Below are 21,799 nucleotides of genomic sequence, written 5' to 3' on the forward strand. Positions count from 1 at the left end.
CTATACGCCAAAGGCCATGAGATTGGGAGTTTAGGGCTGAGTCGATAAGGGTGTTACAATTAAAAAAAGACTCTGCCGTTCATACGGTGGAGGACGATAGAAGACGGAGGCTGACAATGTCCAAAACGAAGATCTTGATAGTCGAGGACGAGATCATCATAGCGATGGATCTCAGGGCTAGGTTGGAGCGAATGGGATACGAGGCCGTCGAGTTGAGCGATGTCTTGGATATCTCTCTTGGATCCGTCGCTTCTCACGATCCGGACGTAGTTTTGATGGATATCCGACTGGGGGAGGGGGTAGACGGTATCTCTCTTGCCGGAGAGATAAGGAGAGATCTGGATATCCCCGTTATTTTCGTAACGGCTCACTCCGATAGTCTGACCCTGGATAGAGCGGGCCGTACCGACCCTTACGGTTATCTCATAAAACCGGTGAAGGATCGAGAGCTTCAGGTGACTATCTCTATGGCGATGCACAAACACCATACCGAGGGGCAGCTGCATAAACTTTTCCACAACATACCGAACGGGGTTATGGTGTTGCGATACGACGAGAGTGCTCACGATCTGATCGTCGAGTCGGTAAACCCGGCGGCGATGAAGATGGATAGAGTCGAGGAAGATATGGTGGGAAGACCTCTTTCCGCCTACCTCATGAGGTCCGTCTGTTACGATCTGGAGGGAAGCGGTTGTTTTGGTCTTGTAGAGACGGTCTATCGGGTATGGAAGACCGGCGTATCGGAGCCATACACTTTGACCTCCATAAGAGACGATTCGATTTTTGGATGGAGAGAATATTTCGTGTACAGGTCCTCCAAGGACGAGGTGACTTTCGTCTTTCAGGACGTGACGGAGAGGAAACGGCTGGAGGAAACCCTGAAACTGAGGGCCAGCGACATGATGTATAGCATAGAACATCTGGAAGCTCTCAGGGCTTCTCTGGACGTGGCTCTGGAGAGCGATCTTTCGGTAGCTCAGAGGATATCCTACATCGCCGATTTCATGGCTAAGGCAGTGAGCGATCCAGATAGAATGTCGGTCAGGATCGTCTGGGAGGACAAGGAGGTTAGAAACTCCGGATTTCAGGGCATGAGGTGGCTTTTCTCCCGCCCTCTGTTCAGAGGGCGGCGAAAGATAGGTTCCGTCGAGTGGGGGTACTCGGAGGAGAGGGCGGATTTATTCGAGGGACCTTTCTCGAGAGAAGAGATAGATCTTTTCGAGTCATTGGTGCAGGTTATCTCCCATCTGGTAGAGGATAGTCTGAGAGAGAGGGAGCTACGAGGGCGTATAGGAATCCTTCAGGATGTTCTGGATTCTTTTAACGTGCCGGTTCTGTGTCTGGACAGAGTGGGACGGATAGTTCACCTTAACGGATCTATGGAGGAACTGCTGGACATGGGGAGGGAAGAACTTTTGTCCCTGTCTTTGGACAGAATCCCTTCCGACATCGCGAGGAAGCTCTCCCCCGTATCGGCCAGGGTCTTGGAATCCGGGGTGGCGGAGAGGATTCATTGGGAGGAATCTCCAGTGGAGATCAGACCGACTTTGAACATGGGGCTCGTCTCAGGTGTGATGATTTTATTTCCCGTCTCCGGGAGGTGCTGCAATGACATCTCGTGACGATATGGAGGAAAGAAGGCTGGAGCTTGGTGTCGCCATGGCCGAGTCGTCTTTAGATAAGCTTCTGGCCGATCTGGGTAAGCTGGTGGAGAAAGGGGAGCTGCCCGACGATGAGGTTTTGCACGGATCCTTTTCCTATAGGGTGTCGGTAGACAGGTTAACGGTTTTTTTGGACCTTTTCCCTCCGTCGGAAGGGGGGGAGCCTCTGGAGTCTTTGTCTATATTCCAGGCCCTGAGGGAGCATGGTATAGACGAAGTTTTGGAGGAGAACGTCATTTCCGCCGTGTCCGAGTGCAACCGAGAGAGAAAGACCTTGCAGAGAGTGGTGGCAGCTCAAGGAGTTCCCCCTAAACCTTCCAAGGACGGATCCATAAGATATAACCTTCCCTTTCGAGAAAAAGGCTCGGAGATGGTAGACGAAGAAAAGAAAGTGGACTACAAAGATAGAGGAACTATAATCTTCGTCGATGTCGGAGAGGAATTGGCCTATGTCGATCCGCCGGAAGAGGGAGAACCCGGTAAGGATGTCTATGGCAGGCAGATTCCTGTAAAGCCTCCAAAACGATTTTCGCTATCTGCCGGTAAAGGGGTCGAATGTGTTGACGGAAGGATCTTTAAGGCTATCGTTCAAGGACAGCCGGTACTGCGAGGCCAGGAAATATCGGTACGAGAGGTATATGTAATTCCCGGTGACGTTAATTTAACGACCGGCAACGTGGATTTTTTCGGATCTGTCATGGTTGGTGGAAACGTAGCGGAAGGCTTTTCCATCGTATGCGGAGGCGATCTTGAAATCAGGGGCACGGCTGAGTCGGCGTGTATATCGGTCGCTGGTAACGCCAGGATCAACTCCATAATAGGTGAAAACTCCAAAATAGACGTTAAGGGGAGTCTCGAAGCGCGTTTCATTCAGGGCGGAGAGATAAAGGTAGGAGAGGACGTCGTCGTGGGCTCCTACGTGCTTCACTCCGACCTACAGGCCGGGGGCGCGGTAACCGTTAGAGGACGTAAGGGCATTATCGGCGGACATGTCGTCGCTCTCGATAAAATAGACACGACGGTGGCAGGTGCACCGATGGGAACCGTCACGGTTCTGGAAGTAGGGGTGATGGCCCATCTAAAGGCAGAGCTTGCGGATCTCGAGTCTAGGATAGATAAGGGGCAGGATGTGCTGAACAAGATATACCAGGTGGTGAAGGCCATATTGCCCAGGTTCAAAGCAGGGTATCCGGTTCCTTCCTCCATGAAGGAGAGGTTGAGAATAGTCCAGGATAAAAAAGAGGCCTTGACCGATGCGATTCAGGGCTGGAAAGGCCGTGAGATGGTCATAAGGCGCCAGATGGCTCAGATGTCAGGTGCTTTTCCTACGGTCTCAGTGAGACAAAAGGTGTATCCCGGAGTGGAGATCGTCATATATAACGTCAGAAAATCAATCCGGGAAGAGTTGCGATTTATCACGTTCTCTAGAGATGTCGACAATAATCGAATAAAGGAGAGCCCATGTTCGCGATAGAAATGTGTTTCGTATAATGTGTGCTATAATTATAAGATAGGACTGAGATAGTAGTCTCCTTTTGGAGATGATGTAAATTAAAAATCAAGGAGAGTGATGGAAAGTTGACAGCGATTATAGAGGTGAAAGACCTTTGGAAGGTCTACGGCAAGGACGCCGTCGACGTCGACGTCGAGGACGAGGATCTCATAACCGAATTTGACGAGTCGGAGGATACGGTAGTCGCTATAAGAGGAATTTCCTTCGAGGTCCAGCGGGGAGAGGTTTTCGTGGTCATGGGGCTTTCTGGCAGCGGTAAATCTACCCTGATAAGGAGTATCCTGCGTCTTATCGATCCCTCCTCTGGATCCATAGTGGTCGATGGTGAGGACGTAACTCAGCTTGATCGTGATGGATTGGTCCAGTTCAGACGTGATCATGTAGCTATGGTGTTCCAGCATTACGGCCTGCTTCCCCATAGGACGGTCCTTCAAAACGTTGCTTTTGGTCTCAAGTTGAAGGGAATCCCTCAAAAGGAGAGACTCGATAGGGCCATGGCAGCTATCGAGCGAGTTGGGCTTAAGGGATGGGAGAATTACTATCCTTCCTCGTTGAGCGGCGGGATGAGACAGAGGGTCGGTATCGCCAGAGCCGTGGTCATGGATTCCCCCATCCTCCTAATGGACGAGCCTTTCAGTGGACTGGATCCCCTTATCCGCAGGGAGATGCAGGATGAGCTCATCCGTTTGCAGGAGGAGATGCACAAGACTATATTCTTCGTCACCCATGATTTGGACGAGGCTATGCGTCTCGGAGATCGTATGGCTGTAATGAAAAACGGCGACATAGTCCAGATGGGGCATCCTTCGGAGATTCTGGCCAACCCTGCCGACGAATACGTGGCTCGCTTTGTCCACGACAAAAGAGAGCAGCTCAGGATGGCCGACGCCAAGAATTGCCCTGTTTCCGAGGAGGTGATTTCCGATGTTTCCTGATGCATGGGAATTTCACGTAGCTCAATACGTAAACGACGGAGTCGACTGGCTTCTGGTTCGGTTTGCCCCTGCTTTCGACAGTATCTCCGTGTTCATCTCCTCCGTACTTTCGGGAATACAGAGCTCTCTGGAGATGGTACCCTGGTGGGCCTATATCATCGCGGTGGCTCTAGGCGTATGGTTGGCAACGGGCAAGAAGAAGTCTGCGGTTATACTGGCTGCTTTTACCTTCTGTATCGGTCTTTTCGGCCTTTGGGGGTTGGCTCTCGAGACCCTCTCGATAATAATAACGTCCGTTTTGATCTCCCTTTTGTTGGGAATTCCCCTCGGAGTAATGACGGCGGAGTTCCCTAGGGGAACCGCCTTTATGAAGCCCCTTCTCGACGGCATGCAGACCATGCCCAGTTTCGTCTATCTAATACCGGCTATGATGTTCTTCGGCCTGGGAAAGGTCCCCGCTGTCTTCGCTACGTTGATATATTCGATGCCTCCTGTCATACGACTGACCACCCTCGGACTTCGACAGGTTCCCAAACCTGCGCAGGAAGCCGCTATCGCTTATGGTGCCACTAGGTGGCAATTGCTCAAGGAGGTTCGTCTTCCCTTGGCCATGCCTGGGATAATGGCCGGAATAAACCAGACTACCATGATGGCGTTGGCCATGGTAGTTGTGTGTGCCATGATTGGCGCTAGGGGACTTGGGCAGGAAGTGTTGCTATCGATAAACAGGATCGATATCGGTAGAGGGTTCGAATCGGGCATAAGCATCGTCATAATGGCGATAGTCATAGATCGGATTACCCAAGGATTGGGCAAGAGATGGGAGCCCAAGAAAAGACAGTAACGTCAACCCTCTGTTTTTTTAGGTTGACAGTTCTGACGTAGCCGTGTATCCTCTCGTCGTAGTAAACAAAACTACGACGAGAGGATTTTTTTATGAAGATCAAAACGAGGGATATGGTTCTGGTTGCTCTTTTTGCCGGGCTTACCGCAGTAGGTGCTTTCCTAAGAATTCCCATAGGTCCCGCTCCTATCTCGATGCAGAATTTTTTTACGGTGATGTCCGGATGTCTCTTGGGCTCTAGGCTTGGGGCGGTCTCCCAAGGGTTGTACGTCTCTCTGGGGTTGATAGGGGTTCCCGTTTTTACCTCCGGAGGAGGTCCGTCCTATCTGCTTAACCCAACCTTCGGCTTTTTAATGGGGTTCATCCTCTGTGCCTGGATAATAGGAAGGTTGACGGAGGGAAAAAAGCCATCGGTGGCCGTTTTTTTTCTTGCTTCCGTAGCGGGTTCCTTGGTTGTTTATGCTGTAGGGGTGCCATGGCTTTACGTTATATTGACCAAGGTGTCCGGAGTGGATATAACGTTTATGAAGGCTTTAAAGGTAGGTTGCCTGGTATTTATACCCGGAGATCTGGTAAAGATAGCCTTGGTCTCTTGGCTGTCCAGTAGAATAGTGCCTTTGATAGCTAGAGGGTAGATATTACGGTTCACCGGATTGCTCAAAAGAGTGATCCGGTTTATTTTTTTAGTTCAAAATATGACATAAGCCTTCGTATGTGATATTAACGAAAAAATGCCTATCTTGTCGTCTTTCTGGTGAGTGTGAGATTTGACAACCTTGTGTGCAGTGTAATAAGGTGAATATGGTGCTTGGCACCAAACTATCGTTAAGGGGGCAAGTTTATGAAGAGGTACATCAGTTTATTGCTCAGCGTCTTTATGGTTGCGGTCTTAGCCTCGACCGCTCTCGCCGATGCCGCTTTCCACATCGGTATCTGTACCGGAACGGTGTCTCAGTCCGAGGACGACCTCAGAGGAGCCGAGGCCATGATCGCCAAATACGGCGATGTGGCAAACGGTGGAATGATCAAGCATATCACCTATCCGGATAACTTTATGCAGGAGATGGAGACGACGATATCCCAGATAGCTTCCTTCTCCGACGATCCTTTGATGAAGGTCGTAGTTGTAAATCAGGCTATCCCCGGGACCACCGAGGCCTTCCGTCGCATAAGGGAGAAGAGGGACGATATCCTTCTCTTTGCCGGTGAGGCTCACGAAGACCCCGGCGTCATCGAGTCCGTGGCGGACCTCGCCATAAACGCGGATAACATAGCTCGCGGCTACCTCATCATAGCTGCCGCCCAGAAGCTGGGAGCTACCGATTTCGTTCATATCTCTTTCCCCCGTCATATGAGCTACGAGCTACTATCCCGTCGTCGCAACATCATGGAGGCCGCCTGTAACGATCTGGGGATCAAATTCCACTTCGAGACCGCTCCGGACCCGACCAGCGACGTAGGAGTGGCGGGAGCCCAGCAGTTCATCCTCGAGAAGGTTCCTGCCTGGCTCGATAAGTACGGCACCAAGACCGCTTTCTTCTGCACCAACGATGCCCACACCGAGCCCCTCCTCAAGAGGATAGCCGAGGGCGGAGGTTTCTTCATCGAAGCGGACCTTCCCTCTCCTCTCATGGGTTATCCCGGAGCATTGGGAGTAGAGCTTGCCGACGTCAAGGGCGATTTCCCCGCTATCCTCAAGAGGGTAGAGGAAGCCGTTATCGATCAGGGCGGCAAAGGACGTATGGGAACCTGGGCCTATTCCTACGGCTACACCAACTCGGTGGCCTTGGTGGAGTTCGGCCGTCAGTGTGCGGATAACGGAATCGACCATAAGCACTTCCGCAGGAAGTTCAAGCTGGCCGATCTTTCCGCCGCTTACTCCGAGGCTACTCCCGGATCTCAGTGGAACGGTAACTTCTACACCGATATCCAGACCGGCGTCCAGAAAAAGAACCACGTCCTCATGTATCAGGACACCTATATGTTCGGCAGAGGATACCTTGACATGACCAGCGTGGAGGTTCCCGAGAAGTATTTCTCCGTTAAGTAACCGCTATTGCGATAGAACGGGAGGGGAGCGGACATTCGCCCCTCCCGGTTTTTAAGGTCCTTTCCCGTTGTTCCCGAATTTTATCTACTTGGATTTATATTTTTGTTATTTTTTCGGGCAGATGACTGGCTGACAGATGGTATGTGCCCGATTGACGAGGTGAGTTATATGGCATCAGAACCGCTCTTGAAAATGGAGGGAGTCGGCAAGGCCTACTTCAGCAACAGGGTTTTGAAGAACGTCAATTTTACCCTGGAAAAAGGCCAGATCCTAGGGCTTGTCGGCGAGAACGGAGCAGGCAAGTCCACGCTGATGAATATCCTTTTTGGTATGACAGTGATTCGTGAGACCGGAGGATACGAGGGGGATATATTCATAGACGGAGAGAAGATCGACTTTAACTCTTCCTTCGATGCCCTCAAAGCAGGGATAGGAATGGTCCATCAGGAGTTCTCCTTGATCCCAGGTTTTTCCGTCTCGGAGAACGTGGTCTTGAACCGTGAGACCACTAAGTACAACCCGTTAGTGGAGGCATTCGGCGATAGGCTCAGAACTTTGGACAGGGCGACGATGGTGGAAAGAGGCAGAAAGGCCATCGATAAGCTGAACGTTTCCCTGGACCCCGATACTTTGATATCGGAGCTACCTGTAGGCTATAAACAGTTTACCGAGATAGCCAGAGAAATAGATAAGGAAAATACCAGGCTATTGGTCCTGGACGAGCCCACCGCCGTGTTGACCGAGTCCGAGGCGGATATATTGTTGGCTTCCATGAAGAGGCTGGCGTCTTTAGGAATATCAATAATATTCATATCCCACAGACTTCAGGAAGTTCTTGATGTCTGTGACAAGATCGTCATCTTAAGGGATGGCGAGGTAGTCTACGATACGACTCCCGATCAGACCGACGTCATGTCCATAGCCTCCCACATGGTCGGCAGGGACGTGGCGACCGCATTTGCCCGAGATGATGAGGAGCGCAGCTTCGGCGATACCCTACTCTCTGTGGAACACCTTTGGGTGGATATGCCTGGAGAGACGGTTCGAGATGTCTCCATGGAGATCAAAAAGGGCGAGATTTTCGGAATAGGTGGTTTGGCCGGACAGGGCAAACTTGGCATAGCCAACGGCATCATGGGTATGTTTCCCGCTGGCGGGAAGGTCGTCTTCCAGGGGAAGCCTATCGTGTTGAACGATCCCACAAGCGCTCTGGTGGCGGGGATGTCCGCTGTCTACGAGGATCGCCGTGGCGTGGGGCTGCTGCTGGAGGAACCGATCTCCTGGAATATAATCTTCACCGCTCTTCAGATGCAGGGTCGATTCCTCAAACCTCTTCTCGGAGGTATCACCAAGATCAGGGACGAGGAAGCCATAGCGGAATGTGCCAGGGAATACGTAAAATCCCTGGAGATAAGATGTGTGAACGAGAGGCAGAGGGTCCAGGAGCTATCCGGCGGTAATCAGCAGAAGGTCTGTCTAGCCAAGGCCTTCGAGACCAGGCCAAAGTTGCTTTTCGTGGCGGAGCCTACCAGAGGTATAGATGTAGGGGCCAAAAAGGTGGTTCTCGATACATTGAAGCTTTACAACAAAAAATACGGGACCACCGTCGTAATGGTTTCCTCCGAATTGGAGGAGCTTCGATCGATCTGCGACAGGATCGCCATCGTCGATTCTGGGCGTATCGTCGGAACCCTCCCGGCTACCACGCCGTCCACCGAGTTCGGAGTCCTGATGCTGGGTGTGGCTAAAGAAGAAGAGAAGGTGGGTTCGTAGTGAATAAGGTCAACGATTTTATCGAGCGCGCCGGGTGGCCCAGGATAATAATAGGTCTTTTTCTGCTCTTTCTTTTCGTCCTGGCTCCCTTCGTAGGGGTTCGCTTGGATGCCTCGATCAGCGATACTCTGGTCCGTTTCGGGATGAATGGAGTCATGGTTCTGGCTATGGTTCCTATGATACAGGCCGGTTGCGGCCTAAATTTCGGCCTTCCTCTCGGCATCATAGCCGGTCTTCTGGGAGCCGTAACCAGCATAGAGATGGGCGTGTCGGGACTTTTCGGTGCATTGATAGCCATGGCAGTAGCCATTCCCGTGGCTACTGTTCTCGGTGGTGCCTACGGGTTGTTGCTTAACAAGGTCAAGGGCAGCGAGATGATGATCGCCACCTACGTTGGTTTCTCCTCGGTCGCCTTCATGTGCATAATGTGGTTGGTGCTTCCCTACAGAAGCTCCAACATGGTGTGGGGCTACGCCGGAAAGGGGTTGCGCACGACAATATCGGTAGAGGGCTTCTGGCATCAGGCCATAAGCGACATTGCCTCCTTCCGGATAGGTGATTTTTTCTACATTCCCACCGGAATGTTCCTCTTTTTTGCCCTTCTTTGCTTCTTCATGTGGGTGTTCATGAGGACCAGGACCGGCACTGCCATGACGACAGTGGGGTCCAACCCGGAATACGCCAGGGCCTCCGGGGTCAATATAGACAGGATGAGAGTAGTGTCCGTGATTTTGTCCACGGTCCTCGGAGCGATCGGCATTATAGTGTACGAGCAGAGTTTTGGCTTTATTCAGCTCTACATGGGACCGTTCTACATGGCCTTCCCTGCGGTCTCGGCCATTCTCATAGGTGGAGCCTCGGTGCATAAGGCTACCATAATGAACGTTATAGTGGGAACCATACTGTTCCAGGGTATACTTACGATGACTCCGTCGGTCATAAACAGCATGATACAGACCGACATGTCCGAGGTTATCCGTATAATAGTCTCCAACGGTATGATCCTATACGCTCTGACCCGAGTAGTGAAGGTGAAGTCATGAATAAGAAAACCGATAATCTGAAACATATCCTCGTTCAAAACGCGGTTCCGATAGTGTTCCTGGTGGTCAGCGCTTTCGCCATACCGATCTCCCAGTTTTCCGGATCCTATCTTATTCAGGAGATGCTGATCCGTCTTTCCCGTAACTCTTTCCTGGTCCTTTCTCTCCTCATTCCCATAATGGCCGGTATGGGGCTGAACTTCGGTATGGTCTTAGGAGCCATGGCAGGTCAGATAGGGCTGATTTTCATCAACGACTGGAACGTGGTGGGCGTCCCGGGAATGCTTCTGGCTGCCATAATCTCTACACCTTTAGCCATATTTCTGGGGTGGCTTTGCGGAGTCGTCCTGAATAAGGCCAAAGGCAGAGAGATGGTGACTTCCTTCATCTTGGGCTTTTTCATGAACGGTGTCTATCAGCTGATAGTGCTCTACGGTTTCGGTAGCGTCGTTCCCATAACCAATCCCAAGATGGTGCTCTCCAGAGGATACGGGATCAGAAACGTCACCAACCTGGAGGGGATAAGAAAGTGTCTGGATAGCCTGCTTCCTTTCTCTATCCAGGGGATAGATATCCCTTTGGCGACCTTTATCGTAATAGCGTTGTTCTGCACTTTCGTGGTCTGGTTCCGTAAAACGAAGCTGGGTCAGGATATGAGAGCGGTGGGTCAGGATATGGACGTGGCCAGAGCCGCCGGAATACCGGTGGAGAGAACCAGGCTCCTATCCATAGTAATCTCAACGGTCTTGGCCTGTTACGGTCAGATAATATTCCTCCAGAACATAGGGACCATGAACACCTACAATAGCCACGAGCAGGCCGGTATGTTCGCCATAGCTGCTCTGTTGGTCGGAGGAGCCAGCGTGAGCAAGGCGTCCATCTTTAACGTGTTTTTAGGGGTCGTCCTGTTCCATCTGATGTTCGTCGTGTCTCCTATGGCCGGGAAATATTTGATCGGACAGGCCCAGCTGGGCGAGTATTTCCGGGTCTTCGTCTCTTACGGCATAATCTCCCTTGCTCTGGTGCTCCATGCATGGCGACGTCAGAAAGAGAAGGACAGATCCCGTAGAGGCCTCCGTGGAACCGTAGCGGAATAGATGGAGGTGAAGAGATGAAGCCTAGACAGATAGTGGTCAACATACTGCTTTTGGCTGCTTTCGTAGGACTCGGTATATATTGTTACAACGAGGGGAAAGCCTACGATATATTGATAGACAATGCGGCTTTTACCCATGAAGGTACTACCTATGAGGCGTACGAGGCCATCTTGGTAACGGTGGACGGAGAAGGAGAGCCGCTTTATCTTGTAGAGGGCGATAGAGGTGCCGCGACAATCGCCGGGAAGAAACACGTTCTTCTCGTCGAGGAACTGGACATAGACGACAACGTGGTTAAATCCCATAAACTTTCCTTTAAGAACAAGGAGATGAAAGGCAACGTAGTGAACGTAGTCCCTTTAGCTAACGGTAAACTTCCGGGATGGAGTTACCCGCTCAAATAACTTTTAGGGGGCCTTCGGGCCCCTTTTTTTGTGCCGTGTTTTTATCTTCTGTTCTTTCATAGTAGAATGACCGAAGACAGAACGAAAAAAGGAGGTCGCTCCCTTGAAATCTAGGTTCTCGATAGCGGGTATAGTTCTTTTGACGGCGGTTCTTCTTCTCTCTGCCACGGCACATGCCGATACAAGACCCTTTGTTGGCGATATAGAGGGAAGTGCCCCCGAGGTTCGGCTTTTTCGTTGGCTCGTTGACAGGGTATCTCCCGAGAGTGCTTTGATGGTCTTAGACGGTCCTATTGAGAAAGATGGCAAGGTACGTCATCTCTACTTCGAGGCGATTGGCCCGTCTCTGGATGGTTTTAAAGTGGCATCGGTCAAGGTGGAGACGGTGTTTAACGACTTCGGCCCCTTAGAGTCCTGGGGTGACGGAGGTCCAGCCGATGTCGATGAGATCGTTATGGGATATTTCGATGCGGTCATAACCGATTCGGACGTCAACGATTTTCTCAAAGGACTCGTCGTGGAGGACGATTCTGGAAGATGGGAAGGGCTCTCCGTCGAGTTCTCTCCATCGGGTATCTCGGCTAAAGGGTATTACAGGGTAGAGGATCCTGTATCTCTGAGAGTCAAGGTCGACCTTCAGGGAGAGTTGACGTTGAAGGAAGGGCGGGAGATATGGATAGACCGCTACATGTTCAAGATAAACAACGATGATCAGTCGTCTGTGGTGGAAAAAGCCCTGAAAGACGTCCAGCCTATAGTGGATATGGAGGACTTCGTCTTTCCGGTCCATCTGAAGACCCTGGATCTGAGGAAGGGACGGATGCGTCTCGCCACCAGAGTGATCCCCGCTCCATTCGATGGGATTTCTCTTTCCTACAAAGCGAGGTAGCTCAAGCGTGAAGATTATTGGTTTTTGTAATCTCAAGGGTGGTGTCGGTAAGACGACTTTGTGTCAGAACCTGGCTGCAGCAGTGTCCTCCATAGGCTATAGAGTTGCGGCTATAGATCTGGATCCTCAAAGTAATCTATCAGCGGGGTGGGGTATTGAGGTTCAGGAGGGAGCTCCTTACGTATACGATTATCTTATAGGTGAGGCGTCTATCTCTGATCTGGCGGTTCGAAGAGAGGGGGTCGACGTAGTTCCCAGTAGCCTGGACCTTGCCGTTGCCGAGTTGCAGCTGGAGCGGGAGCCCGGCAGGGATACTCTTTTGAAGTCCGCTTTGGACAGCGACGAGGTGCGTGAATACGACTATATATTCTGCGATAGCCCGCCGCAGCTAGGTTTATTTACCAGGAACGTTTTGGCTGCTGCGGACGAGATCATGGTCCCCCTGGAGAGCGAGTTCTATAGCCTGGCGGGAGTCCGCCTGCTCGATTCCACGGTTAAGTTATTTCAAAAGAGGCTCAACCGGAATCTTTCCGTCGGTGGTGTGGTTCTGACTAGACATAATCCCAAGGTGATAATGAACAGAGAGGTTCATAGAGAAGTCTCCTCTTACTTTGGGGGGTCGCTCTACCGTAGATATATAAGGCAGAATATCAGCGTGGTAGAGGCAAGCGGAGCGGGTATGTCAGTCCTGAGCTATGATGCTGGTTGTAACGGTGCCAGGGATTACCGTCTTCTGGCGAAAGAGTTCATGGAGAGGCAGGGGAACAATGGGCAGGAAACGACCTAGTCTACGTAATTACCTCACAGAAGGCGATGACGCCAGAGATCTCGATATCCTCGACGTTCCTCCTCCCGTCGAGTTGCCATCGGAGGATATGACGGAAACTTTGCTTGAATCATGTCCTTCTGAGTCGTTGTCCTCAAGCGAATGGGCGGTGGCGGTGAGATGTGTTCTTTTAAAATTTGAGGAAAGAGAGCCTACCGTGGATCTGTTGACCGGACTGTTCCGATCCGACGATAGGAAATCGGTCCTCTCGTCGGTCGAGGCTCTTATCGATCGGAATGTATTTTCCTTAGAGGACGGGGTTTTGACCGTTACGGATCCATCTTTATGGCTTGCTTGCGATAGTGGGGAGTCCAATGAGATCCCAGAAGAGGACGATCGGATCGATGTAGATCCTATGAACATGCTCAAAGAGGAGGATCGGTCTCTTTGGGCTCCGATGTTGAGGTCCTTAGAACCATTGCCTCTGGTTCTTTCGGAGATGAAAAAACGATTCGACGAGGCCGATCCGGTGGTGACCCAGTTTTTCGTCCTGAGGAAAGTCGAGGAGAGGCTGGTTCCCGTCACCAGGGCAAGTCAGATAAGACCTCCGATTAAAGCTATGTTGATCTGGTCGGAGGGAGAGGGAGCCGATTTTTACCTTGACTTTTGATGCTTGACAAAAGGGCAAAAATCCCGTAACTTGTGCAGGATGCATCAGGCTGCTGGACAATGCCGTCACGCAATCCATCTATAAGGAGAGCTCGGTATGTCAAAGAACACGAACAGAAAAACCGCCCCTAAGGGCAAGATGGTACGCCGTTTCGGCGTCAACGTTTTCGGTAACACCAAGTACGACAGGCTTTTGGCCAAGAAGAGCGGTGCGAACAAAAAGAACAGACGTCCTGCAAAGCAGTCGATCTACGGTCAGCAGTTGCTTGAGAAGCAGAAGATTCGTTTCGCATACGGCGTCAGCGAGAAGCAGCTCCGTGCGGCCTACGCCAAGGCCAAGAATCAGGGCGGTGTCGCTGGTCACAATATGTTGATACTTCTCGAGTCCCGTCTCGATAACGTGGTCTACCGTTTGGGACTTTGCTCTACTAGGCCCCAGGCCAGACAGCTTGTTCGTCACGGTCACTTCACCCTCAACGACAGGAAGGTCGACATTCCCAGTGCTTTGGTCAAGCCCGGCGACGTGATCGCTGTGACCGAGAAGAGCAGGGAGATGAAGGTGCTTCGGGAGAACGCCGAGGTGGCATCTGCCGTTTCCAAGCCAGGCTGGCTGTCTCTAAACGGGATGTCCGGTAAGGTGGAGCGTCTGCCCGAGCGTCAGGAGATACCTACCATCGCCGACGAGCAGATCGTCGTCGAGTACTACTCCAGGTAGTCTTTTCGTACGGTAAAAGCCCGTCCAGAAGGACGGGCTTTTTTCGTAAGCTTTTATGGAGGGTTCTGGTCCTTCTTCGCAATACAGTTTGGGAGGGGAGAGTAAATGACTGAGCGAGAGCTTTTAGAGGCCCTCAGGGCTGTGAAATCCGGCGATATGACCCCGGAGAGTTTTGTGGAACAGGTAAAGTTGGAGCCTTTTCAGGATCTGGGCGAGGTCAAGCTGGACCATCACAGGGCTCTAAGGAGAGGGGTTCCGGAGATAATATACTGTCCCGGTAAGAGCGATGAGCAGCTGAGGGCCATAGCGACGGCTTTAGACGGTAGAAAGGGAACTTTTATCTTTTCCAGGATAAGCGCTTTTCAAGTTGATCTCATAAGATCACTTTTTCCTGAAGTAGTCCATCACGAGAGGGCCAGGATCGCAGCGATAGTCGATGGAGATGAAAAGAGGGGGCTTTACTCGGGCGTCACAGTGGTGGCTGCCGGTAGCAGCGATGTTCCGGTAGCGGAGGAGGCTGCGGTTACCGCCGAATACCTTGGCTGTGAGGTGCGTCGTATTTTCGATGTCGGAGTTGCGGGGATACATCGTCTGCTGTCCTACGCGGATGTTCTGATGTCGTCCAAGGTTATAGTCGCGGTAGCTGGGATGGAAGGGGCTCTCCCCGGAGTGGTCGCCGGGTTGGTCGGATGTCCGGTAATAGCGGTTCCTACAAGTATCGGATATGGGGCCAACTTCGGGGGGCTTTCCGCTCTCCTGACCATGATAAACACCTGTGCCACAGGTGTTACGGTCGTGAATATAGATAACGGTCTGGGGGCGGGGTACACCGCAGGCACTATCGCCAGGCAGTCCAGATGAGACGAGGAGACGAGTCCTTACTTAGGGAGTTCTTCCCCCCCGAGGTAGCCGACAGGCTTTTAAAGCTGTCCTCCGTTTTGGTCTCCTTCTCTGGAGGGGTGGACAGCTCGGCCATACTGGCTTTGCTGGCCGGCATCATGCCTGAAAGAACGGTTCACTCCGTTCTTTTCGATTCCTTTTTACATCCTGAGAGGGAGAGAAGGAGAGCCGTTTCCATGTGTCGAGATCTTGGGGTCGATCTTAGAATAACCCCGGGACCCGAGTTGTCGGACGACCGTGTTATGGGAAACCTCGAGGGACGTTGTGCTTTCTGCAAGGAACTTCGGATACGCGAGATCCTCCGATTGAAGAAGGAGATGGGAATAAACGCAATAGTAGACGGTACGAATCACGATGATCTTCAGGATCCTACTAGGTTGGGAAACTCCGTCCTGAATAGATATCCCGTCTTCAGCCCTCTTGCCGAGGCGGGGCTTTCAAAGCGGAGAGTCAGGGAGTTGGCGAAGGCTCTGGATATTCCATGGTGGAACGAAACCGCCACTGCCTGTATGGCGACTAGGTTCCCTCTTGGCACTGCCTTAAGAGCTGATGAAGCCAAACGGGCGTTCGATGCGGAGGAGTGTTTAAAAGAGCTGGGGCTTGAGGTCAGGGTGAGGGTTTGGAATGACTCCATATGTCTGGAGTTGTCTCCATATAGAGACGAGACGATGGTAGCCTTCAGGGAGCCGATAGTCAAAGGTCTCAAGAGTCTAGGATTCCGCAGGATAATGATCGATCTCGAGGGCTACAGTACCGGTCGTACATGGCCTTAGGTGTATAATATCGACGTGATATCAGTTATTTTCGAACGAGGAAAGGGGAGATCGCTGGTGCATAAGTTGGTTTTGCTTCGTCACGGCGAGAGCGTATGGAACAAGGAAAATCGCTTTACCGGTTGGACCGACGTCCCTCTGTCGGAGGATGGCGTGAAGGAAGCTCATCGGGCTGGAAGGCTTTTGACTGGAGAGGGCTATTCCTTCGATTCGGCCTATACATCGACGTTGAAAAGGGCCATAAAGACCCTGTGGATAGTGATGGAAGAGATGGATTTGATGTGGCTTCCCGTCTACAGGTCGTGGAGATTAAACGAGAGGCACTACGGAGCGCTTCAGGGATATAACAAGGCGGAGATGGCGGCGGAGAGAGGTGAGGCCCAGGTTAAGCTGTGGCGAAGGAGCTACGATGTTCCACCTCCTCCTCTTCAGGATGACGATCCCAGATACCCCGGTAAAGACCCAAAATACTCTGGTCTGTCCAAGGACGATATCCCTCGTTCCGAGTGTCTTAAGGATACGGTCGATCGCTTTCTTCCCTACTGGAACGAGGTGATCGCTCCGGCTATAAGATCGGGAGAGAAGGTCCTCGTAGTCGCACATGGCAACAGTCTTAGGGCCCTTGTCAAATATCTGGATCGTATTCCCGACGATGAGATCCCGGGGGTGAACATTCCGACGGGGATACCTCTGGTTTACGAGTTGGACGAGGAACTTAAACCTCAGAACCATTATTATCTGGGGGATGCTGACTCTGTCCTCAAAGCTCAACAGGCCGTGGCGAATCAGGGGAAAGCGAAATAGAGATTATGAGACTCCGTCTCGGAAAAAGCAGTCCAATCCTTTTGGTAATCTGTTCCCTGTGGCTTTGCCTGACTCCCGCCTACGGAGATCCCGGGTATCCTTCCGGCCTTATCCGGGATGGGGGCTTTGTCCAGATACACTGTTTCGATGAAGACAAGGCTCCTGTGGTGCAGCAAGTCCTTAGGGATTATTTTGACGTTTTAGACGACAGCATGTCGTCTAAAAGGCAGAGGTTGTATTCCATCTACGTCTCTCGTTCTTCTATAAAATACGGAGTGGATCCCTTTATCCTAGCTTCAGTCATGATCCAAAGGTCCGGGCTCTCCTGGGTTTTGGAGGAGGGAGGGTACTATGGTTTGATGGCTATAGATTGGGAGAAACACAGGAGATGGATCACGGAGGACCATCCTAGGGTTCAGTCCAGGAGGGTCCTCTGTAAACCCGTCATAAACGTCAGGATCGGTGCAGATCTGATGTCTCGCAATCTGAAACGAAGTGGCATGAACTACGATGTTATGATAAGGAACGAATATGATGATTTTCCCGGAGCGTACGAGGTCATATGGGAACACTACAGAAACATGGCCCGCCTTTTCAGGGAAAGAATTGAGGACGATAGGTTTTAATGTTCTGCTGCATGTGAATTGCAGCTTACTCCGTAGGTATTATAAGTATCGGACATCTGGTCCTTTCAACGAGGGCTTCCGCTGTGTTGCCGAGTATCAGTTGCCATATGTCCGTCTTAAGAGGTAAACCAAGGACCAGGAGAGATGTGCTTAGGTCGACTATCGCCTTGGGTAGCTCCTCCTCCGTCTGACCTCCTACCAGTTTGGTCTCGACTAGATCGTTCCACATTTCGACCTCCTCTTTTGCGGCTTCCATAGCTTTGGAGGCCTGGTTGAAAAGGCCATGTGCCATGGAGGCGTCTTCCATGGGAACTCCGTGTAATAAGGTTATCCTCGTCTCCTTCTGTCGTTTGTCCAGAACCTTTTTCACTCCGTCCAGGATGTCCTGTGTCCTGTTTACCTCCAGATCGGTAGCCACTACGACGTTTTTCAGTATATCTCCTGGTATGGTCGGAGGGGTGTTCCATCGGAGTATCAATTGAGGCAGGCCCAGAGATTGAACGAGAGGGACTATAGCGGTGTCGGGGGAAACGGTTATCACCGCTACGGAGAAGTCCTCTCTTCGCACTATTGCGGAAAATACCTCGTCTTTTTCTCCTGCTTCCACGTAGAAGCGAAAAGGCACGCCGTTCGGGATGGATCTCTCGCACATTTCCTTCAGTATTTCTTGAGCTCCGGAGACGACAGACGGGGTCTCTACGCCTATCGACGTGCTCACGACGTGTACCGCTACTATCTCTTCCGATCTCTCTGTTAGATGTGTCGCCACCCATTTTAAATCCCTTTCGGATCTTTCCGATAGGTCGGAGGGGTACAGTATCTTTCTAAACATGAAGATCGCTCCTTCCGTCTTTAGGCTAGGGTATCTATTTCCATAATATCGAAATAATGAGTCTTGTCCATCTTGGATGTGACGAACGACGGGAGTGTTTGCAGTGGATAGGGACAGACAGTGGATGGCAATCGAATTTCTGAGTAGGGTCTTTAAGTGGCTGCCCCATGGAATGGCGCTTCGTATAGGAGCTTCCCTGGGGTGGCTGTTGTGGTTTTTCAGTAAATCGAGGGTGGACAGGGCTGAAGCCCGTTGTGTCAGGGCTATGGGGGTTGGACCGACCGACGCTAGGCGCATAGTTCGGGAATCCTATATTAATCACGGTAGATGTGTCGCGGAGTTCGTGAGATTGCCTCTTCTGGAGCATAGATTAGAAAAGTTGGTTACCGTAACCGGCATGGAGAATCTCGAGAGAGCTTTTTCAAGGGGCAAGGGCGTCATTCTCCTTTCAGCCCATATCGGGAATTGGGAAGTTGCTGCTGCTTTACTTGCTCGGAGAGGATTTCCTATGAACGCCATAGGAGCGGAGCAACGAGATCCAAGGGTGACCGATCTGATAGTGTCAACCAGGGCCCGGTGTGGAATAAAGGGAATAAGTAAGGGATTCAGCCTGAAATCGGCTCTGTCCTGTCTCAGAAAGGGGGAGGTTCTCTGCATATTGTTGGATCAGGATGCGAAGGACAAAGGGGTCGTCGTTCCTTTTCTGGGAGCTCCTGCCAGCACCCCCTACGGTCCGGTCAAGATAGCCTCTAAGCTTGGTGCCTCGGTGGTTCCAGTTTTCTCGATTCGAATGGGTAAGTCCTCTTTGTTCGACCTTAGGATACTGCCTCCCATAGAGATGCCTGGATCGGATGCCTCGGAAGAGTCTTTTTTGGAAGCCGTCACTAGATGTAACGACTGTCTCAGTCAGGGAATATCGAAAAATCCGGAGCAGTGGATGTGGTTGTATCCCCGTTGGGCGAGCACCTTAGGGGAAAAATAAGCTTGTATCTCTCCATCGATCCGGGGCGGTCCAAGTTCGGTTGGGCCTTGGTAGAAGATAATGGACAATTTCTTTGTTCAGGTATCATGGGTCTCTCTATGTTAGAGAGTTTTCTGTCGAAACTGGTAAAAAGGCTCCCTCTTTCCCTTGACGAGATTCCGTTAGAGGGTAAACTTGAAACAACCTCGAGATCTAAGATAGACGGGGTTTTCATAGGAAACGGAACCGGAAGGGAGCTATTTATCGAAAAGGTAGAGCGTTCTTTCCCTTGGTATCGTTTGATAGACGAACGCAATTCGACCTTGGAGGCCAGGGAGATATATTGGACTTTTCACCCTCCTACGGGGTGGAGACGTCTTTTGCCTTTGTCGCTCCAGATTCCACCTAGAGCGGTCGACGATTTGGCAGCTTATTGTATCGCCATGAGAGGGATAAGAGAGATTTACGATAAGGAGATAAGATAATGTCCAACCAGAAACTTACTACCCTGGTAAATACATTTGGAACGTCGTTGATATCTGTGGCAGGAGAGGTCGGTGTGTCCGTAGAACTTCAGAAATCCCAGATATCCAGAGGGGTCAAGGTCGAGAATGCCTGCTGTGCCTCTCTTATAGGTATAGTTGGGGACGGCATTCAGGGCACCATAGTGATAATGTTGGACGAAGGTGGTTTTATCTCCACCGTGACGGCCATGTCCGGAGGAATGATTCAGCCTAACTTGGAGGACTCCATAGCAATGAGTGTCGTAGGAGAGTTGTCGAACATGGTTAGCGGGAGGGCTTTGACCCAGGCATCCCTGCCTGGGGTGGATGTCACCCCGCCGCAGCTCATTACTGGAGCGAGCATAAAAACCGTGCCGTCTCAGTCGTCGGATATAATAAGCTTCACCCTTCCTTTCTCCGTGATAGGAGGAGGATGGGCCTATCTGGTTCTTTCTTTCAATAGCATATAATTCTGTTCGGCGTCGTAAGCCAGCGTAGCGCGAGTTAGGGCTGTTCATATCCAAGGATGGAGCAGCCTCTTTTTTCGTATATTTAAACTTTATCATCGATTTGGAGTGGTTTTTGGTGAAGAGTCGCGGATTTAGGGTCGTATGGGAAGAGTCCATACTTGTCTATGCCCTGGCAAAGTGGTTTTTACTGGCTGTTCTAGCTGGTGCCGTGGTCGGATCGGTAACTACGTTTTTCGTTAATTCTCTCGAATGGGCTATATCGTGGACCGCTAAATCACCTCCGACCTTCTTGTGGTATCTTTTGCCTCTCGGTATCGTGGCCAGTACCCTTATAATCAGATGTTTTGCTCCCGATGCCAGAGGTCACGGCACGGAGAAGGTAATAGAGGCCATTCACGAACATTCCGGAAAAATCTCCGTGAAGGTTATTCCCATAAAGCTAATAACCACGGTCATTACGGTGGCAGCCGGAGGATCGGCCGGTAAGGAAGGACCAGCGGCTCAGATCGGTGCCGGTCTTACATCCTCCTTGGCGAGTCTATTGAGATTCAGCGATCTAGACAGAAAAAAACTCGTGATATGCGGTATCTCTGCCGGCTTCGCTGCGGTTTTCGGAACTCCCGTGGCAGGGGCCATCTTTGGTTTGGAGGTACTTTATATAGGCCAGGTGTTCTACGACGTGCTGTTCCCATCGTTTATCAGTGGGGTTGTCTCCCATCTTGTCGCGACCTCTTTGGGGATGTCTTACGGGTATTATCCCCTTTGCGATATCCCGGCCATGTCCGGGGGGATTTTTCTGTGGATGGTCGTAGCAGGGGCTTTTTTCGGTTTTGTCTCTTTTCTTCATATCGAAATAATGTCCTTTTTCGAGAGGGTCTTTTCTAAGGTCAGAGGTGGTTTGGTCGTAAAGGCTATCCTTGGAGCTGTGTTGATACTTTTCTTGGCTCAAGCCGTAGGAGGGGAGTATTTCGGTCTCGGTACCGACGTGATAGACAGGGCTTTACACGGAGAAAAGCTGCCGGGACTGGCTTTCCTCTGGAAGTCTATTTTTACCGCTATAACCTTGAGTTGCGGAGGCAGCGGAGGGGTAGTGACTCCTATCTTTTTCATAGGGGCTACTGCAGGCGTAACCTTTGCCTCTCTTTTCGGCCTTAACGGAGCTCTTTTCGGTCCCATCGGTTTCGTAGCGGTACTTGCCGGTTGTGCCAATGCTCCTATATCCGCGAGCATAATGGCGGTGGAGCTTTTCGGATCCTCCGTCGCTTCTTTCGCTGCCATAGCCTGCATAACGTCTTTTCTGTTGGTTGGGCATAGAAGCGTATATCCAAGTCAGATTTTGGCCAGATCCAAATCTCCCTTGATACTGATCAGTGCCAAGCCGAGCAGAGTCGATTTGGCCAGGAGCCTTCCGAAACCTGAGGACTCTCTCTTCTCCCCTCTTATAAAAAAGATAGCTATGGCCATGCAAAGAACTTTTGGTATAAAGGCTCCTTGTCGCTTCAGAAAGCCTTTCCGAAAGGATCGTCCTAGAAAGGAAAAATAAAGATGGGCCGGAGTTTTTTTAAACTCCG

At 51.2% G+C, this 21,799-nt stretch carries 23 protein-coding genes; 22 read left to right on the plus strand and 1 reads right to left on the minus strand.

The window, feature by feature from the left end:
- Nucleotides 1-116 precede the first annotated feature (116 nt).
- The 18 genes from L2W48_RS08580 (at nucleotide 117) to L2W48_RS08665 (ending at nucleotide 17,462) form a co-directional block, all read left to right on the plus strand.
- Nucleotides 117-1,622 (plus strand): response regulator, encoded by a 1,506-nt coding sequence (locus L2W48_RS08580; protein ID WP_236099653.1) that lies wholly within the window; start codon nucleotides 117-119, stop codon nucleotides 1,620-1,622.
- A complete protein-coding gene (locus tag L2W48_RS08585; protein ID WP_236099652.1) occupies nucleotides 1,609-3,135 on the plus strand; it encodes a flagellar assembly protein A in 1,527 nt (508 codons plus the stop codon). Before L2W48_RS08580 ends, L2W48_RS08585 begins: the two co-directional genes overlap by 14 nt.
- Nucleotides 3,136-3,239: 104 nt before the next feature.
- On the plus strand, nucleotides 3,240-4,109 hold the full coding sequence (locus L2W48_RS08590) for a betaine/proline/choline family ABC transporter ATP-binding protein (protein ID WP_236099651.1): 870 nt from the start codon (nucleotides 3,240-3,242) through the stop codon (nucleotides 4,107-4,109).
- Entirely contained in the window at nucleotides 4,099-4,953 is an 855-nt protein-coding gene (locus tag L2W48_RS08595; RefSeq protein WP_236099650.1) for an ABC transporter permease, read from the plus strand. Before L2W48_RS08590 ends, L2W48_RS08595 begins: the two co-directional genes overlap by 11 nt.
- A gap of 92 nt (nucleotides 4,954-5,045) precedes the next feature.
- Nucleotides 5,046-5,588 (plus strand): biotin transporter BioY, encoded by a 543-nt coding sequence (locus L2W48_RS08600; RefSeq protein ID WP_236099649.1) that lies wholly within the window; start codon nucleotides 5,046-5,048, stop codon nucleotides 5,586-5,588.
- Between the two features lie 206 nt (nucleotides 5,589-5,794).
- On the plus strand, nucleotides 5,795-7,003 hold the full coding sequence (locus L2W48_RS08605) for a DUF3798 domain-containing protein (RefSeq protein ID WP_236099648.1): 1,209 nt from the start codon (nucleotides 5,795-5,797) through the stop codon (nucleotides 7,001-7,003).
- A gap of 168 nt (nucleotides 7,004-7,171) precedes the next feature.
- Nucleotides 7,172-8,776: a sugar ABC transporter ATP-binding protein gene (locus tag L2W48_RS08610; RefSeq protein ID WP_236099647.1), complete on the plus strand. Its 1,605-nt coding sequence runs from the start codon at nucleotides 7,172-7,174 to the stop codon at nucleotides 8,774-8,776.
- Nucleotides 8,776-9,819, plus strand: a complete 1,044-nt coding sequence (locus L2W48_RS08615; protein ID WP_005661192.1) for an ABC transporter permease subunit — start codon at nucleotides 8,776-8,778, stop codon at nucleotides 9,817-9,819. The genes L2W48_RS08610 and L2W48_RS08615 overlap by 1 nt, the downstream gene beginning before the upstream one ends.
- Entirely contained in the window at nucleotides 9,816-10,916 is a 1,101-nt protein-coding gene (locus L2W48_RS08620) for an ABC transporter permease (RefSeq protein WP_236099646.1), read from the plus strand. The genes L2W48_RS08615 and L2W48_RS08620 overlap by 4 nt, the downstream gene beginning before the upstream one ends.
- Before the next feature lie 14 nt (nucleotides 10,917-10,930).
- On the plus strand, nucleotides 10,931-11,320 hold the full coding sequence (locus L2W48_RS08625) for a DUF6672 family protein (protein ID WP_236099645.1): 390 nt from the start codon (nucleotides 10,931-10,933) through the stop codon (nucleotides 11,318-11,320).
- Nucleotides 11,321-11,423: 103 nt separating this feature from the next.
- Complete coding sequence (locus L2W48_RS08630) at nucleotides 11,424-12,209, plus strand: hypothetical protein (protein WP_236099644.1); 786 nt, start codon at nucleotides 11,424-11,426, stop codon at nucleotides 12,207-12,209.
- Between the two features lie 7 nt (nucleotides 12,210-12,216).
- Nucleotides 12,217-12,996 (plus strand): ParA family protein, encoded by a 780-nt coding sequence (locus tag L2W48_RS08635; protein ID WP_236099643.1) that lies wholly within the window; start codon nucleotides 12,217-12,219, stop codon nucleotides 12,994-12,996.
- Between the two features lie 88 nt (nucleotides 12,997-13,084).
- On the plus strand, nucleotides 13,085-13,645 hold the full coding sequence (locus tag L2W48_RS08640) for a hypothetical protein (protein ID WP_236099642.1): 561 nt from the start codon (nucleotides 13,085-13,087) through the stop codon (nucleotides 13,643-13,645).
- A 96-nt stretch (nucleotides 13,646-13,741) separates the two neighbouring features.
- Nucleotides 13,742-14,359, plus strand: a complete 618-nt coding sequence (gene rpsD / locus L2W48_RS08645; RefSeq protein ID WP_236099641.1) for a 30S ribosomal protein S4 — start codon at nucleotides 13,742-13,744, stop codon at nucleotides 14,357-14,359.
- A gap of 105 nt (nucleotides 14,360-14,464) precedes the next feature.
- Entirely contained in the window at nucleotides 14,465-15,220 is a 756-nt protein-coding gene (gene larB, locus L2W48_RS08650) for a nickel pincer cofactor biosynthesis protein LarB (RefSeq protein WP_236099640.1), read from the plus strand.
- The gene (gene larE / locus L2W48_RS08655) at nucleotides 15,217-16,032 is read left to right on the plus strand and encodes an ATP-dependent sacrificial sulfur transferase LarE (RefSeq protein WP_236099639.1); all 816 of its coding nucleotides are present in this window, start codon (nucleotides 15,217-15,219) and stop codon (nucleotides 16,030-16,032) included. The genes larB and larE overlap by 4 nt, the downstream gene beginning before the upstream one ends.
- 57 nt (nucleotides 16,033-16,089) lie before the next feature.
- A complete protein-coding gene (gpmA, locus tag L2W48_RS08660) occupies nucleotides 16,090-16,836 on the plus strand; it encodes a 2,3-diphosphoglycerate-dependent phosphoglycerate mutase (protein ID WP_236099638.1) in 747 nt (248 codons plus the stop codon).
- A 5-nt stretch (nucleotides 16,837-16,841) separates the two neighbouring features.
- Nucleotides 16,842-17,462: a lysozyme family protein gene (locus tag L2W48_RS08665; RefSeq protein ID WP_236099637.1), complete on the plus strand. Its 621-nt coding sequence runs from the start codon at nucleotides 16,842-16,844 to the stop codon at nucleotides 17,460-17,462.
- Between the two features lie 25 nt (nucleotides 17,463-17,487).
- Here the strand turns inward: L2W48_RS08665 and L2W48_RS08670 are convergent, their stop codons facing one another.
- Nucleotides 17,488-18,294 carry a universal stress protein gene (locus tag L2W48_RS08670; protein WP_236099636.1) on the minus strand — a complete coding sequence of 269 codons (807 nt, stop codon included), beginning with the start codon at nucleotides 18,292-18,294 and terminating at the stop codon, nucleotides 17,488-17,490.
- Nucleotides 18,295-18,397: 103 nt separating this feature from the next.
- Here L2W48_RS08670 and L2W48_RS08675 point away from each other — a divergent pair, with 103 nt between their 5' ends.
- From L2W48_RS08675 to L2W48_RS08690, 4 genes are all read left to right on the plus strand, one after another.
- Nucleotides 18,398-19,276 carry a lysophospholipid acyltransferase family protein gene (locus tag L2W48_RS08675; protein WP_236099635.1) on the plus strand — a complete coding sequence of 293 codons (879 nt, stop codon included), beginning with the start codon at nucleotides 18,398-18,400 and terminating at the stop codon, nucleotides 19,274-19,276.
- 86 nt (nucleotides 19,277-19,362) lie between these two features.
- Nucleotides 19,363-19,740 carry a hypothetical protein gene (locus L2W48_RS08680; protein WP_236099634.1) on the plus strand — a complete coding sequence of 126 codons (378 nt, stop codon included), beginning with the start codon at nucleotides 19,363-19,365 and terminating at the stop codon, nucleotides 19,738-19,740.
- Nucleotides 19,740-20,228, plus strand: a complete 489-nt coding sequence (locus tag L2W48_RS08685; RefSeq protein WP_236099633.1) for a chemotaxis protein CheX — start codon at nucleotides 19,740-19,742, stop codon at nucleotides 20,226-20,228. The genes L2W48_RS08680 and L2W48_RS08685 overlap by 1 nt, the downstream gene beginning before the upstream one ends.
- 115 nt (nucleotides 20,229-20,343) lie before the next feature.
- Nucleotides 20,344-21,771, plus strand: a complete 1,428-nt coding sequence (locus L2W48_RS08690) for a chloride channel protein (protein WP_236099632.1) — start codon at nucleotides 20,344-20,346, stop codon at nucleotides 21,769-21,771.
- Nucleotides 21,772-21,799: the final 28 nt, after the last annotated feature.

Origin of the sequence: Dethiosulfovibrio russensis, assembly GCF_021568855.1 — a bacterium.
In the GTDB taxonomy this organism is placed as follows: Bacteria; Synergistota; Synergistia; order Synergistales; family Dethiosulfovibrionaceae; genus Dethiosulfovibrio; species Dethiosulfovibrio russensis.

Bases quoted from the DNA above. Each gene is read 5' to 3' on its own strand.
- L2W48_RS08580 (WP_236099653.1), top strand. From the start codon at position 117: ATGTCCAAAACGAAGATCTTGATAGTCGAGGACGAGATCATCATAGCG.
- L2W48_RS08585 (WP_236099652.1), top strand. From the start codon at position 1,609: ATGACATCTCGTGACGATATGGAGGAAAGAAGGCTGGAGCTTGGTGTC.
- L2W48_RS08680 (WP_236099634.1), top strand. From the start codon at position 19,363: ATGGGTCTCTCTATGTTAGAGAGTTTTCTGTCGAAACTGGTAAAAAGG.
- L2W48_RS08600 (WP_236099649.1), top strand. From the start codon at position 5,046: ATGAAGATCAAAACGAGGGATATGGTTCTGGTTGCTCTTTTTGCCGGG.
- L2W48_RS08610 (WP_236099647.1), top strand. From the start codon at position 7,172: ATGGCATCAGAACCGCTCTTGAAAATGGAGGGAGTCGGCAAGGCCTAC.
- L2W48_RS08685 (WP_236099633.1), top strand. From the start codon at position 19,740: ATGTCCAACCAGAAACTTACTACCCTGGTAAATACATTTGGAACGTCG.
- L2W48_RS08605 (WP_236099648.1), top strand. From the start codon at position 5,795: ATGAAGAGGTACATCAGTTTATTGCTCAGCGTCTTTATGGTTGCGGTC.
- L2W48_RS08625 (WP_236099645.1), top strand. From the start codon at position 10,931: ATGAAGCCTAGACAGATAGTGGTCAACATACTGCTTTTGGCTGCTTTC.
- L2W48_RS08595 (WP_236099650.1), top strand. From the start codon at position 4,099: ATGTTTCCTGATGCATGGGAATTTCACGTAGCTCAATACGTAAACGAC.
- L2W48_RS08640 (WP_236099642.1), top strand. From the start codon at position 13,085: ATGACGGAAACTTTGCTTGAATCATGTCCTTCTGAGTCGTTGTCCTCA.
- L2W48_RS08670 (WP_236099636.1), bottom strand. From the start codon at position 18,294: ATGTTTAGAAAGATACTGTACCCCTCCGACCTATCGGAAAGATCCGAA.
- L2W48_RS08665 (WP_236099637.1), top strand. From the start codon at position 16,842: ATGAGACTCCGTCTCGGAAAAAGCAGTCCAATCCTTTTGGTAATCTGT.
- rpsD (WP_236099641.1), top strand. From the start codon at position 13,742: ATGTCAAAGAACACGAACAGAAAAACCGCCCCTAAGGGCAAGATGGTA.
- larB (WP_236099640.1), top strand. From the start codon at position 14,465: ATGACTGAGCGAGAGCTTTTAGAGGCCCTCAGGGCTGTGAAATCCGGC.
- larE (WP_236099639.1), top strand. From the start codon at position 15,217: ATGAGACGAGGAGACGAGTCCTTACTTAGGGAGTTCTTCCCCCCCGAG.
- L2W48_RS08620 (WP_236099646.1), top strand. From the start codon at position 9,816: ATGAATAAGAAAACCGATAATCTGAAACATATCCTCGTTCAAAACGCG.